The following is a 12715-nucleotide window of genomic DNA, read 5'->3' on the forward strand; positions in this document are numbered from 1 at the left end:
ATGAACACGTCCGGAACCCTCACGCTCGACACCGGCCGCGCGGAGAGCCTGCGCGGTCTCTGCGGAGGCCACGTCCACCTTCCCGGCGACCCCGGGTACGACGCCGCCCGCACGCCGTGGAACGTCGCCGTACGGCAGCTGCCTGCGGCCGTCGCGATCCCACGCGACGCAGCAGACGTCTCCGCGGTCGTCCGGGCCGCCGCCGCGGCCGGGCTGCGCGTCGCACCCCAGTCGACCGGCCACAACGCCGGGCCGCTCGCCGCCCAGGGCCTCGATGACGTCGTCATCGTGCGCACCTCTGCGCTGACCGACGTCCAGGTCGACACCGACCGCGGCATCGTCCGGGTCGGGGGCGGAACCCTGTGGGAGCCGGCCGTCGACGCCGCTGCGGCGGTCGGCCACGCCGTGCTGCACGGTTCCTCACCCGACGTCGGCATCGCCGGCTACTCCCTCGGTGGCGGCATGGGCTGGTATGCCCGCAAGCTCGGGCTGGCCGCCAACAGCCTCACCGCCGTCGAGGTCGTGATCGGCGACGGGACCCTGGTCCGGGCGGACGCGGTACACAATCCCGAGCTGTTCTGGGCGGTCCGTGGCGGCGGCGGCAACTTCGGCGTGGTCACCGCCCTGGAGTTCCGGATGTTCCCGATCGAGACGGCGTACGCCGGCATGCTGGTCTGGGACCAGGCAGACGCCGAGACGGTGCTCCGCGCCTGGTCGCAGTGGGCTCCGGGCGCTCCGGACGAGATCACCACCTCGTTCCGGCTGATGAACCTGCCCCCGGTCCCCGAGATTCCTGAGGGGTTCCGGGGCCGGTCGCTGGTCGTCATCGACGGCGCCGTGCTCGACACCGACGAGCGCGCCGAGGCGCTGCTGGCCGGCCTGCGTGCGCTCCGCCCGGAGCTGGACACCTTCGGGCGCGTGCCCGCGAAGTCGCTGGTCCGGCTGCACATGGACCCCGAGGGGAACACGCCTGCAGTCTCCGACAGCTCCGTGCTCGGCGGGTTCCCCGAGGACGCCTTGCAGGCGTTCCTCGAGGCAGCAGGCCCGGACTCGGGCACCTCCCTGTTGATCGCCGAGCTGCGCCAGCTCGGCGGTGCCCTCGGCAGGCCCGACGAGGGCGGCGGAGCACTCTCGCACGTCGACGGAGACTTCGCGATGTTCGCCGCCGCGATCGCAGCGACCCCCGAGCTCGCCGCGCAGGGACAGGCGGACGCCCACCGGCTCGCGACCGCACTGGCGCCGTTCGCCAACGGCCGGTCCTACCTCAACTTCGCCGAGCGTCCCACCGAGCCGCGATCGGCGTACGGGGACGACACGTGGCTGCAGCTCAAGGGGATCCGCTGCGCTGTCGACGAGCACGGAGTGTTCCTCGCGAACCACGCGATCCCGCGTCTCTACGAGAACGGCCGGCCCACGGACTGACGGGCCGGCGACATCCTGAGGGGCGGCTCACTGCTCGACGGTGAGCCGCTCCTTGTCGCGCACGATGTTGCCGAGGACCCCGTTGACGAAGGAGGGCGACTCGTCGGTCGAGAGCTCGCGGACCAGGTTGACCGCCTCGCTGACCGCGACCGCGTCCGGCACGTCGTCGATCCACAGGACCTCGAGGACCGCGAGCCGCAGCACGTTGCGGTCGACCGCCGGCATCCGGGCCAGGCTCCAGCCCTCGGCGTACGTCGTGATCAGCTCGTCGATGCGCGCGAGGTGGTCGGCGACGCCCTGGGCGAGCGTCACGGTGTAGTCGTTCGTCGGGGTCTCACCCGCCGCCACCTGGTCGGCGAGGAAGTCACCCGGCGCCCGGCCACGGGCCTCGGCAGCGAAGATCAGGTCGAGCGCCCGCTTGCGGGCCTTGGAGCGGGCCGACATCAGCCCTTCACGCGGCCCAGGTACGACGAGTCGCGGGTGTCGACCTTGACCTTCTCGCCCTGGTTGATGAACAGCGGCACCTGGATCTCGTGCCCGGTCTCGAGCGTCGCCGGCTTGGTGCGCCCGGTCGCGGAGTCGCCGGCGAGCCCGGGCTCGGTGAACGTGATCACGAGCTCGACCGAGGCCGGCAGCTCGACGAACAGCACCCGGCCCTCGTTGGTCGCGACGATCGCCTCCTGGTTCTCGAGGAGGAAGTTCTTCGCGTCCCCGACGATCTCCGGCGAGATCTCCAGCTGGTCGTAGGTGCCGGTGTCCATGAAGACGTAGGACGTGCCGTCGTTGTAGAGGTACTGCATGGTGCGCTTGTCGACGTTGGCGGTCTCCACCTTGGTGCCCGCGTTGAACGTCTTGTCGACGTTCTTGCCCGACTCGACGTTGCGCAGCTTGGTGCGCACGAAGGCCGGGCCCTTGCCGGGCTTCACGTGCTGGAACTCCACCACGGCCCAGAGCTGGCCGTCGATGTTGAGCACCATGCCGTTCTTGAGATCGTTCGTCGTTGCCATGCGTGCGGGAACCTGTCGTTTCAGTGTGGTGTGAGTGGGCGGACCGCGTCCGCGCCGACGGGAGAGTCTAGCGGCCCGAGCGGGCGAGGTGCTCCAGCGCCATCCGGTAGCCGTCGATGCCGTAGCCGGCGATCACCGCGGCGGCGTGGGGCGAGACCACCGAGGTGTGCCGGAAGACCTCCGGGCGCTGCTCGGGGTCGGAGAGGTGCACCTCGACCAGCGGCGCCACCAGCTGCGCACACGCGTCGAACAGCGCGTAGGAGTAGTGCGTCCAGGCCGCGGCGTTGAGCACCACCGGCACCTCGTCGTCGGCGGCGGCGTTGAGCCAGTCCAGCAGCTCGCCCTCGTGGTTGGTCTGCCGCACCTCGACCTCCATGCCGAGGTCGCGGCCCCAGCCGACACAGAGGCCGGCCAGCTCGTCGTGGCTGGTGTAGCCGTAGATCTCGGGCTGACGGCGACCGAGCCGTCCCAGGTTCGGGCCGTTGAGGACCAGCACCGGCCTCATCGGACGCCCGCCAGGTGTGCGTACGCGGCCCGCAGCAGCTCCTCGGAGGGGTCGGTCAGGATGGCCGGCCGCGCGATCCCTTCGAGCACGACGAACCGCAGCTGCGACCCGCGCGACTTCTTGTCCACCCGCATGGTGGCGAGCAGGTCCTCGAACGGCGCGCCGCCGAACCGGGTCGGCAGGCCGACCGAGGCGAGCACCCGCTCGTGCAGGTCGGCGTCCTCGTCCGGAAGACGTCCCGCGAGCCGGGCCAGCTCCGCGACGTAGACCATGCCCAGGGAGACCGCTTCGCCGTGGCGCACCCGGTAGCCGGTCGCGCGCTCGATCGCGTGGGCCATCGTGTGGCCGTAGTTGAGCAGCTCGCGTCCGATGCCGGCAGTGTCCGCCCTTGGGCCGGTCTCGTGGAGGTCGTCCTGCACGACCGCGATCTTCACCGCGATCGCCCGCTCGACCAACTCGCGCAGCTCCCCCGAGCGGGGCTCCAGCGCGTCGGCCGGGCACCGCTCGACGAGCGCCAGGATCTCCGGGTCGGCGATGAAGCCGCACTTGACGACCTCACCCAGGCCGGCGATCAGCTCAGGCTCGGGGAGCGTGCCGAGCAGGTCCAGGTCGCAGAGCACGCCGGCCGGCTCGTGGAACGCGCCCACGAGGTTCTTGCCGGCGCCGGTGTTCATGCCGGTCTTGCCGCCGACCGCCGCGTCGACCATCGCGAGCAGCGTGGTGGGCACGTGGACCACGCGGACCCCGCGCAACCAGGTGGCCGCGATGAAGCCGCCCATGTCGGTGGTCGCGCCTCCACCCACGGTGACGACCGCGTCGGACCTGGTGAAGCCCGCGGACCCGAGCCGCTCCCAGGCCTCGAGGGCCACCGGCCCGGTCTTGGCCACCTCACCGTCCGGCAGCGGGATCCGGAGCACCTCGTAGTCGCCGAGCAGGGCGATCACCCGCGCGGCGAGGCCCGCGAGCGGCTCGGAGAAGCACACGGCGACCCGCTCCGGACGCTCACCGAGGATCGCCGGGAGCTCGTCGAGCACGTCGTGGCCGACCACGACGTCGTACGGCGACGCGCCGCGGACCGGCAACCGAGAGACCAGCGGACGGGACTCAGTCATGGCCGCCATCCTCCACCACTGCGAGCACGCGCTGTGCAACGTCCTGCGCGGTCAGCCCGTCGGTGTCGACGACGCCGGCCGCGACGGACTCGTAGACCGGGGTGCGCTCGTCGAGCAGCTGCTTGATCCGTCCACGCACGTTGCCCAGCAGCAGCGGCCGCGTGACGCCGAGGCCGACGCGCTGGGCCGCGTCGCTCAGTCCGACCCGCAGGAAGACCACCCGGTGGCCGTCGAGCAGCTCGCGGGTCGCCACGTCGAGGACCGCGCCGCCTCCGAGGGCCAGGACGCCGTCGTGGGTGGCGAGCGAGGTCGCCACCGCACGGCGCTCCAGCGCGCGGAAGTGCGCCTCCCCGTCGTCGACGAAGATCTCCGAGACCGTCTTGCCCGCCTCGCGCTCGACGACCTGGTCGGTGTCGAGGAAGTCCACGCCGAGCGCGTCGGCGACGAGCCGGCCCACGGTCGTCTTGCCCGCGCCCATCGCGCCGACCAGCACGACGCGCGGCCCGGTCACCTGAACCTCAGCGTGTCGAGGTAGCTCTCGACGTTGCGCTGCGTCTCCTTCACCGAGTCGCCGCCGAACTTCTCGAGCACGGCGTCGGCGAGCACGAGCGCGACCATCGCCTCCGCGACGATCGCGGCAGCCGGTACGGCGCAGACGTCCGAGCGCTGGTGGTGCGCGACCGCCGCCTCGCCGGTCGCCACGTCGATCGTGCGCAGCGCCCGCGGCACGGTGGCGATCGGCTTCATCGCAGCGCGCACGCGCAGGACCTCGCCGGTCGACATGCCGCCCTCGGTCCCGCCGGAGCGTCCCGACGTGCGGCGGATGCCCTCGTCACCCGCCTCGATCTCGTCATGCGCCAGGGACCCGGGCGACGCGGCGAGCGCGAAGCCGTCGCCGACCTCGACGCCCTTGATCGCCTGGATGCCCATCAAGGCGCCTGCCAGCCTCGCGTCGAGGCGCCGGTCCCAGTGGACGTGTGACCCGAGGCCCGGCGGAAGTCCGTGGACGACCACCTCGACCACCCCGCCGAGGGTGTCCCCGTCCTTGTGGGCCTGGTCTATCGCGGCGACCATCTGCTTGGAGGCGTCGGGGTCCAGGCAGCGCACCGGGTCGTCGTCGACGGTCGTCAGGTCGTCCGGGGTGGGCACGGAGCCGGCCGGCGCCGCCACTCCGCCCAGCTCCACGACGTGCGAGACGATCCGGGCGCCGGCGGCCTGCTCGAGGAAGGCCGACGCCACTCGTCCCAGCGCGACCCGGGCAGCCGTCTCGCGGGCGCTGGCGCGCTCGAGGATCGGTCGGGCCTCGTCGAAGTCGTACTTCTGCATGCCGACGAGGTCGGCGTGCCCCGGGCGGGGCCGGGTCAGGGGAGCGTTGCGCGCGAGGGCGTCGAGCTCGTCCTGGTCGACCGGGTCGGCCGACATCACCTTCTCCCACTTGGGCCACTCGGTGTTGCCGATCTCGATCGCGATCGGGCCGCCCAGCGTCTCGCCGTGCCGGATGCCGCCGGTGATCGTGACCTCGTCCTGCTCGAACTTCATCCGCGCGCCGCGGCCGTAGCCCAGCCGTCGCCGGGCCAGGGCGTCGGCGATGTCGCCGGAGGTCACCCGCACATGGGCAGGCAGGCCTTCGAGGATCGCGACGAGCGAGGGTCCGTGGGACTCCCCCGCGGTGAGCCAGCGCAGCATGGCGCAAGTGTTTCACGCGGGGCGGTCGGGCCCGGCCGCGGTCGTCACGCTCCGAGATCGTCAGTAGCCCAGACGCGTGGTGAGCCACGGACCGAACGCGACGGCCACCAGGGCCGCGACCAGCATGAACGGACCGAACGGGAACCGCTTGCGGTTGACGATGCGCAGCAGGCTGAGGAGCCCGCCGCCCAGGCCACCGAGCAGGAAGGCGCCGTAGACGCCGGTGAGCAGCTCGGGCCAGCCGAGGTAGCCCAGAGCGATCCCGAGGACGCCCGACAGTCGCACGTCGCCGTAGCCGAGACCCCGCGGGTAGATGAACCAGAGCACGAAGAAGAGGCCACCCATGACGGCCCAGCCGATCGCCGCGTGCACGAGGCCGTCGCGCGTGTGCTCGCCCAGTGCGGCCAGCAGGACGCCCGCGATCGTGAGCCCGTACGTCGGCGCGATGATGCGGGTCGGCAGCAGCGTGGTGCGCCAGTCCACCAGCGCGAGCGTCACCCCGATCGGCGCCAGCGGCAGCAGGAAGAGCAGCGACCACGACCAGCCGACGCTGGCGGCGAGAACGGCGGCGACCAGTCCCGAGGCGATGGCGGTCTTCCACGCGAGGCCCGGCAGCGCGGCGATGTCGGCGTAGGGCTCCTTCGGCGGCGCCGGCGGAAGGGTCGGCCGATCCGCAGGAGCGTCCCCCGGCACACCGGCCGAGAGCTCCGGCTCGACCTCGTCCGGGTCGGGGTCGGGCTCGGGGATCCGCCCGACGAGCTGCGGACACCACCAGCCGGCCGCTGCCGCGAGGACGAGGGAGACCAGCACCGCCAGCGCGTCGTTCATGACGTCGGACCTGCACGCTCCGCGAGTGTCCGCTCCCCCGCAGCCCGCATGGTCGCGACGGGCGCGTCGCACCCGGTCATCAGCCGGACCTGGAGGGCCGCCTGGTGCACGAGGAGGTCGAGGCCACCGACGAGGAGCCTGCCGTTCGCCTGAGCCGCCTCGGCCAGCGGTGTCGGCCACGGGTCGTAGAGCACCTCGAAGACGACGTCCGCCGCGCCGGCCGCGGCGGTCAGGTCGGGGGTCTGCGCCGCTGCGGGGATCGTCGACACGACGATGTCCGGCGCCTCGAAGGGGTCGGTCAGGCGCCCGACCCGGATCCCGGGCCCGCGTCCGTGCCGGTCGAGCGCGGCGAGCGTGTCCACGGCGCGCGAGGGATTCCGGACCAGCAGCTGGGCCTCCGTGCAGCCCAGCTCCGACAGGGCGAGGAGCAAGGACGCGGCTGTGGCGCCCCCACCGAGGACGACGGCCCGGCGCAGGGCAGTCGGACCACGCTCCTCCAGCGCGGCCACCGCTCCCGGGACGTCCGTGTTGTGCCCGAGGAGCCGGCCGCCCTCGAGCACCACCGTGTTGGCCGCTCCGGACACCTCCGCCCACCGGTCCGCCTGGTCGAGGAGCGGCATCACCGCCCGCTTGAGCGGCATCGTCAGCGACAGGCCTCGCCAGCTGCCGTCGAGGCCGGCGACGAACTGCGCCAGCCCGGCGGAGTCGACCTCGACCGCGTCGTACGTCCAGTCGAGCCCGAGCTCGGCGTACGCCGCCCGGTGCAGGGCGGGCGAGAGCGAGTGTGCGATCGGCGAGCCGAGCACGGCGCAACGGGTCATCAGCAGGCCGTCAGCAGGCGTCCGAGGTCTGGCAGTACTGGTCGAGCAGCGCCTTGTCCTGGTTGTGGCCCTCGAGCGTGGTGTTGAACCGGGTCTCACCGGTCTTGAGGTTCACCACCAGCCAGTACAGCCACGGCCCGTCGGCCGGCTCGAGCGCCGCTTCGAGCGTCTTCTCCCCGGGCGAGCCGATCGGGCCGGGTGGCAGCCCGGGGTGCACGTAGGTGTTGTACGGCGAGGGGTTGTCCCGCTGCGCCTGCGTCGTCCACACCGTCCCGGACAGGTTGTTCGCGTACGCGACGGTCGCATCGGACTGCAGCGCCATGCCCTTGTCCAGCCGGTTGTAGATCGCCCGGGCGATCTTCGGGTAGTCCTCGTCGCGGCTTCCTTCGTACTCCAGGATGCTCGCGATGGTCATGATCTGCTCGGGCGTGTAGCCCAGGGCCCTGGCCTTCGCCTCGAGGTCGAGCTGCTTCTGGACCGCGACGGTCTTCGCGACCATCTGCTTGAGCAGCTGCGCGGCGGTCTCGCCCGGCACCACCGTGTAGGTCGCCGGGAACAGGTAACCCTCGACCTTCCCACCGGCCGCGGGCGGCAGGCCCAGGGCGTTGGTGTCCTTGAGGGCCGCGTTGACCTGGGCAGCGGTGATGTCGGTCTTGGTGGCGATCGCCTTGACGATGTCCTTGACCCGGTAGCCCTCGGGGATCGTCACCCGGGCCTGGATGAGGTTCTTCGGGTCCACCAGGACGGCCAGGGCGTCGGAGGCCTTCATCTGCTTCTTCAGCTGGTAGTACCCGACCTGGATGCTGCGCGAGCGGTCGTCGGCCATCGCCGCGTCGGTGAACGCTCCGACGGACTTCACCACGTCGGCTGCCTTGAGGTTGCGGCCGATCGCCGCGGCGCTGTCGCCCTGATGCACCTGGAAGGTGACCGACCCGCTGCCGGACCCGGAGTAGTCAGGGTTCTGGCCGACCAGCGACTTGACCTTGTCGACGGCCGCGCCGCCGCCGAACCAGGCGGCCACGAGCACGATGGCGAGCACGAGCAGCAGCGGGAGGCAGCCGCCGCGCCGACGACGGCTGCGGCGGTCGATCCGCCGCCCTCCGCCGCGCGAGCCCGTCCGGGCCTCGTCGGTTGCATCCCCCCGCGCGTCGTCCGCACCGTCGCCGAAGTCGAGTCCGAGGTTGCTCACGCCCAGCCCTTCATCTCGCCAGTCTCCGTGTCGTCAGGCGGGATCCACCGGCTCGCCGACCGGTGCCCCCCTGCGCCGCTCGGTGTCGATCGCTCCCTGCAGGATCACCACGGCTGCGGCCTGGTCGACCACGGCACGTCGTTTCCTGCCCTTCTTCCCCCGATCGCGCAGCACCGCCTCGGCCGTGACCGTGGTGAGCCGCTCGTCGACCAGGCGCAGCTGACGCGGCGCGAGCCGGGCAGCGAGCGTCTGGGCGAACTCTCGCACCCTACCGGCCGCTGGTCCCTCGCCCCCGCTGAGCGAGCGTGGGAGGCCGAGGTAGACGACGTCGGCGCCGTGCTCCTCGGCGATCGCCACGATCCGGTCCAGGTCACCGTCGCCCCGCGGGACGGTCTCGACCGGGGTCGCGAGGATCCCGTGCGGGTCGCTGGACGCGACCCCGATCCGGGCGTCGCCCGGATCGATCCCCAGGCGTGCGCCGATCGGGCCCTCCCGGTGGTCGAGCCTGTCGAAACCCTCGCCCGGCGTCATGGTCAGCGCGTGGACAGCTCGCGGCGGACCGCGTCGAGCGCCTCGCTCGCGCGGGATGCGTCCGAGCCACCGCCCTGGGCGACGTCGTCCTTGCCACCGCCCTTGCCGCCGAGCACGGCGGCCGCGGCGCGCACCAGCGCGTTGGCGGAGACGCCGGCGTCGCGGCCGCGGTCGTTGACCGCGGCGACGACTGACGGCTTGCCGTCCTGGACGCCCACGACGACGACCGCACCGGGCCGGTCGGCCGGAAGCCGCCCGCGCACGTCCAGCGCCAGCGTGCGGGCATCGCCGCCACCGGCGCCCTCGACGACCTGGCCGACGAAGGCCACGCCGTTGACGTCCTCCGCGCGACCCGCGAGCTCACCGGCACCGGCGAGCAGCTGCTGCAGGCGGACCTTCTCGATCTCCTTCTCCGCAGTGCGCAGCCGGTCGACCAGGTCGCTCACCCGTTCGGGCAGCTGCTCGGGGCGCACCTTCAGCGCCTCGCTGAGCTGCGCGACCAGCACGTGCTCACGCGCCAGGAAGCGGTACGCGTCGCCGCCGACGAGCGCCTCGACCCGGCGTACGCCGGAGCCGATCGAGGACTCACCGAGCAGCTTCACGACGCCGAGCTGGCCGGACCGGAGCGCGTGCGTGCCCCCGCAGAGCTCTCGCGCCCAGTCGCCGACCGAGATGACCCGGACGGTGTCGCCGTACTTCTCGCCGAAGAGCGCCATCGCGCCCGACTTGACCGCGTCGGCCTGCGACATCTGCTCGGCGTGCACGGAGAGGTCGGCGAGGATCAGGTCGTTGACACGTGCCTCCACGTCCGCCATCGCGCTCTCCGGCACCGCACCGGTCGCCGAGAAGTCGAACCGGAACCGGCCCGGGGAGTTCTCCGAGCCCGCCTGCGTCGCGGTCTCGCCCAGCGCCTCCCGGAAGGCCTTGTGCACCATGTGCGTGGCGGTGTGCGAGCGGCTGATCGAGCGCCGGCGCTCGGTGTCGACGAGCGCGTGCGCCGCCGCCCCCGCGACCACCTCTCCCTCGACGACCTTGACCCGGTGGACGACCAGCCCGCTGATCGGGCTCTGCACGTCGAGCACCTCCAGGCGCGCGCCGTTGTCGAGCTCGATCACGCCCTCGTCGGCCAGCTGGCCGCCGCCCTCGGCGTAGAACGGCGTGCGGTCGAGGACGACCTCGAGCACCTCGCCCGCGCCGGCGGCGCCCACGACGCTGCCGTCCGCGGAGATCAGCCCCTGCACGGCACTCTCGGAGACGACGTCGTCGTAGCCGGTGAACTCGACCGGGCGCCCGAGGGTGTCGGCGACCTGCCGGTACGCCGCGGTGCTGACGTGGAGGCCCTTCTTGGACTTGGCGTCCTCCTTGGCCCGCTGCCGCTGCTCGTCCATCAGCCGGCGGAAGCCCTCCTCGTCGACCGCGAGGCCCTTCTCCGCGGCCATCTCCAGCGTCAGGTCGATCGGGAAGCCGTAGGTGTCGTGCAATGCGAAGGCGTCCGATGCGCCGAGCTGTGCGGAGCCGCTGGCTCGGGCGTTGTCGGACATCACGTCGAAGATCTGGGTGCCGGTGCGCAGCGTCTGCCGGAAGGCGTCCTCCTCGGCGTACGCGATCGCGGAGATGCGCTCCCAGTCGCCCGCGATCTCCGGGTAGCCCTCGGCCATCCTGTCGCGGCTGACCGGGAACAGCTCGGGCAGCACCCGGTCCTCGAACCCGAGGAGGCGCACGGAGCGGATCGCGCGGCGCAGCAGCCGGCGCAGGACGTAGCCGCGCGCCTCGTTGCCCGGGACCACGCCGTCACCGATCAGCATCATCGAGCTGCGGACGTGGTCGGCGACCACGCGGAACCGGACGTCGTCCTGATGATCTGCGCCGTAGCGACGCCCGGTCAGCTCCTCGGCACGTGCGATGACCGGGAACAGCGTGTCGATCTCGTACATGTTCGGCTTGTCCTGGAGCAGGAAGGCGACCCGCTCGAGGCCCATGCCGGTGTCGATGTTCTGCTGCGGGAGCGACCCGGCGATGTCGAAGTCCTCCTTGCTGCGGACGGCGCTCAGCTCGTCCTGCATGAAGACCAGGTTCCAGATCTCCAGGTAGCGGTCCTCGGCACCGAAGTCACCGTCGGCGCCGTACTCCGGGCCGCGGTCGTAGAGGATCTCCGAGCAGGGGCCACCCGGGCCGGGGATGCCCATCGACCAGTAGTTCTCCTTCTTCCCCAGCCGCACGATCCGCTCGTCGGGCAGGCCGGAGACCCGTCGCCAGAGCTCCGCAGCCTCGGGGTCACCGTCGTAGACGCTCGGGTAGAGCCGCCCTTCCTCGAGCCCGAACCCGCCCTGGTCGAGGGGCTTGGTGACCAGGTCCCACGCGAGCTCGATCGCGCCCTGCTTGAAGTAGTCGCCGAAGGAGAAGTTGCCGCACATCTCGAAGAAGGTGCCGTGCCTGGTCGTCTTGCCGACGTCCTCGATGTCGGGCGTCCGGACGCACTTCTGGATGCTCACGGCACGGGAGTACGGCGGAGTCTCCTGGCCGAGGAAGTACGGCTTGAACTGCACCATGCCGGCGTTGACGAACAGCAGGTTGGGATCGTCGACGAGCAGGGGTGCGGAGGGCACCGCGCGGTGACCGGCAGCTTCGAAGTGCGCGACGAAGCGGCGGCGGATCTCGCCTGAGCTCATCCCTGAGCCTGTCCCCGGGTCCATCAGTGCGTGCCTTCCAGTTCTGTGAGTGCCTGGCTCGTGAGTGCTGTCGCGCGGGCAGGCTGGCCGCCGAGCTGGGCGACAGCGGGACCAGCATCAAGCGCCAGACCGAGGCGTTCGCGCAACTCGGTTTCACGCTCGGTCATGCCGGTGCGCACCTCGTCGGCGAACAGGTGCGCACCCACGGCAAGGCCGGCGACGCGGTCGCGGAGGCCGTCAGGGGTGAACGTCTCGGCAGCGCGGCGTGCCTTGAAGACCGCGTAGACGCCGGCACTCGCACCGGCGACGAACCAGAAGCCGCGTCTCACGCCGGGTCCTCCGCAGCCAGCTTCTGCAACGGAAGGTCGCCGCCCGCACGCACCCGCGCGCGATGGTCGCGCTCGAGACGCTTGCGCAGCTGGCGCCGCCGTCGACGGGAGGCGCGGACCTCCCTGCGCATCTCGAACCAGATCCGGTTGCGGGACTCGGGCGACAGGGCGCGGCGTACGCCGTGCGAGAGGGCCGCGACCTTGACCAGCGGCTCCCCGAGCGTCGCGCTGAGCACCAGCCGGTCGGGCACCGCGACGCCCGCGGACGTCTCGGTCGCGTCCTCGCCGGGCTCTCCGACGTGGGTGATCACGAAGTCGGCCTGCTCGGGGACCCCCGCATCCGCGGCCTCGCGCTGCTGCGGGACTCCCGCTCCGCCGAACAGCTCCTCCAGGTACGCCGGGCCGGCCGGCGTGTCCCCAGCCCGCCTGACGGGTCCTCCGGTGAGCTCCTCGAGCCGCTGGCGCAGCAGGTCGCTCTCCCGCTGGGAAGCGGCGAGCATCGACTCCAGGTCGTGCCGCGACCGCCGTCGACGGGTCACGGTCTGCACCGCCACGACCAGCAGCAACATCGTTGCGGCGCCGGCGGCGGCAGCCAGGATCGCGCTCTCCATGGCTG

Annotated in this window: 14 protein-coding genes; 1 reads left to right on the plus strand and 13 read right to left on the minus strand. The window is 72.1% G+C overall.

What is annotated here, in order from left to right; translation table 11 throughout:
* The gene (locus tag ACVW00_RS10780; RefSeq protein ID WP_457110894.1) at nucleotides 1-1422 is read left to right on the plus strand and encodes an FAD-binding oxidoreductase; all 1422 of its coding nucleotides are present in this window, start codon (nucleotides 1-3) and stop codon (nucleotides 1420-1422) included.
* Nucleotides 1423-1449: 27 nt separating this feature from the next.
* On the opposite strand, the gene nusB is transcribed toward ACVW00_RS10780, so the two are convergent.
* From nusB to ACVW00_RS10845, 13 genes are all read right to left on the minus strand, one after another.
* On the minus strand, nucleotides 1450-1866 hold the full coding sequence (gene nusB, locus ACVW00_RS10785; protein WP_457110895.1) for a transcription antitermination factor NusB: 417 nt from the start codon (nucleotides 1864-1866) through the stop codon (nucleotides 1450-1452).
* A complete protein-coding gene (efp, locus tag ACVW00_RS10790; RefSeq protein ID WP_457110896.1) occupies nucleotides 1866-2429 on the minus strand; it encodes an elongation factor P in 564 nt (187 codons plus the stop codon). The genes nusB and efp overlap by 1 nt, the downstream gene beginning before the upstream one ends.
* 67 nt (nucleotides 2430-2496) lie before the next feature.
* Nucleotides 2497-2934, minus strand: a complete 438-nt coding sequence (locus tag ACVW00_RS10795) for a type II 3-dehydroquinate dehydratase (protein WP_457110897.1) — start codon at nucleotides 2932-2934, stop codon at nucleotides 2497-2499.
* On the minus strand, nucleotides 2931-4046 hold the full coding sequence (aroB, locus tag ACVW00_RS10800) for a 3-dehydroquinate synthase (RefSeq protein WP_457110898.1): 1116 nt from the start codon (nucleotides 4044-4046) through the stop codon (nucleotides 2931-2933). Before aroB ends, ACVW00_RS10795 begins: the two co-directional genes overlap by 4 nt.
* Nucleotides 4039-4557, minus strand: a complete 519-nt coding sequence (locus ACVW00_RS10805; protein WP_457110899.1) for a shikimate kinase — start codon at nucleotides 4555-4557, stop codon at nucleotides 4039-4041. Before ACVW00_RS10805 ends, aroB begins: the two co-directional genes overlap by 8 nt.
* The gene (aroC, locus tag ACVW00_RS10810) at nucleotides 4554-5732 is read right to left on the minus strand and encodes a chorismate synthase (protein WP_457110900.1); all 1179 of its coding nucleotides are present in this window, start codon (nucleotides 5730-5732) and stop codon (nucleotides 4554-4556) included. The genes ACVW00_RS10805 and aroC overlap by 4 nt, the downstream gene beginning before the upstream one ends.
* A 60-nt stretch (nucleotides 5733-5792) precedes the next feature.
* Nucleotides 5793-6560 (minus strand): prepilin peptidase, encoded by a 768-nt coding sequence (locus tag ACVW00_RS10815; protein WP_457110901.1) that lies wholly within the window; start codon nucleotides 6558-6560, stop codon nucleotides 5793-5795.
* Nucleotides 6557-7381 (minus strand): shikimate dehydrogenase, encoded by an 825-nt coding sequence (locus ACVW00_RS10820; protein ID WP_457110902.1) that lies wholly within the window; start codon nucleotides 7379-7381, stop codon nucleotides 6557-6559. The genes ACVW00_RS10815 and ACVW00_RS10820 overlap by 4 nt, the downstream gene beginning before the upstream one ends.
* Nucleotides 7382-7391: 10 nt before the next feature.
* A complete protein-coding gene (gene mltG, locus ACVW00_RS10825; RefSeq protein ID WP_457110903.1) occupies nucleotides 7392-8570 on the minus strand; it encodes an endolytic transglycosylase MltG in 1179 nt (392 codons plus the stop codon).
* A 33-nt stretch (nucleotides 8571-8603) separates the two neighbouring features.
* Nucleotides 8604-9101, minus strand: a complete 498-nt coding sequence (gene ruvX, locus ACVW00_RS10830; RefSeq protein ID WP_457110904.1) for a Holliday junction resolvase RuvX — start codon at nucleotides 9099-9101, stop codon at nucleotides 8604-8606.
* 2 nt (nucleotides 9102-9103) lie between these two features.
* Nucleotides 9104-11770, minus strand: a complete 2667-nt coding sequence (gene alaS, locus ACVW00_RS10835) for an alanine--tRNA ligase (RefSeq protein WP_457110905.1) — start codon at nucleotides 11768-11770, stop codon at nucleotides 9104-9106.
* Between the two features lie 23 nt (nucleotides 11771-11793).
* Nucleotides 11794-12099, minus strand: coding sequence for a DUF6167 family protein (locus tag ACVW00_RS10840; protein ID WP_457110906.1), 306 nt, complete (start codon nucleotides 12097-12099; stop codon nucleotides 11794-11796).
* A complete protein-coding gene (locus ACVW00_RS10845; RefSeq protein WP_457110907.1) occupies nucleotides 12096-12710 on the minus strand; it encodes a hypothetical protein in 615 nt (204 codons plus the stop codon). Before ACVW00_RS10845 ends, ACVW00_RS10840 begins: the two co-directional genes overlap by 4 nt.
* Nucleotides 12711-12715: the final 5 nt, after the last annotated feature.

The organism is Marmoricola sp. URHA0025 HA25 (assembly GCF_054059435.1).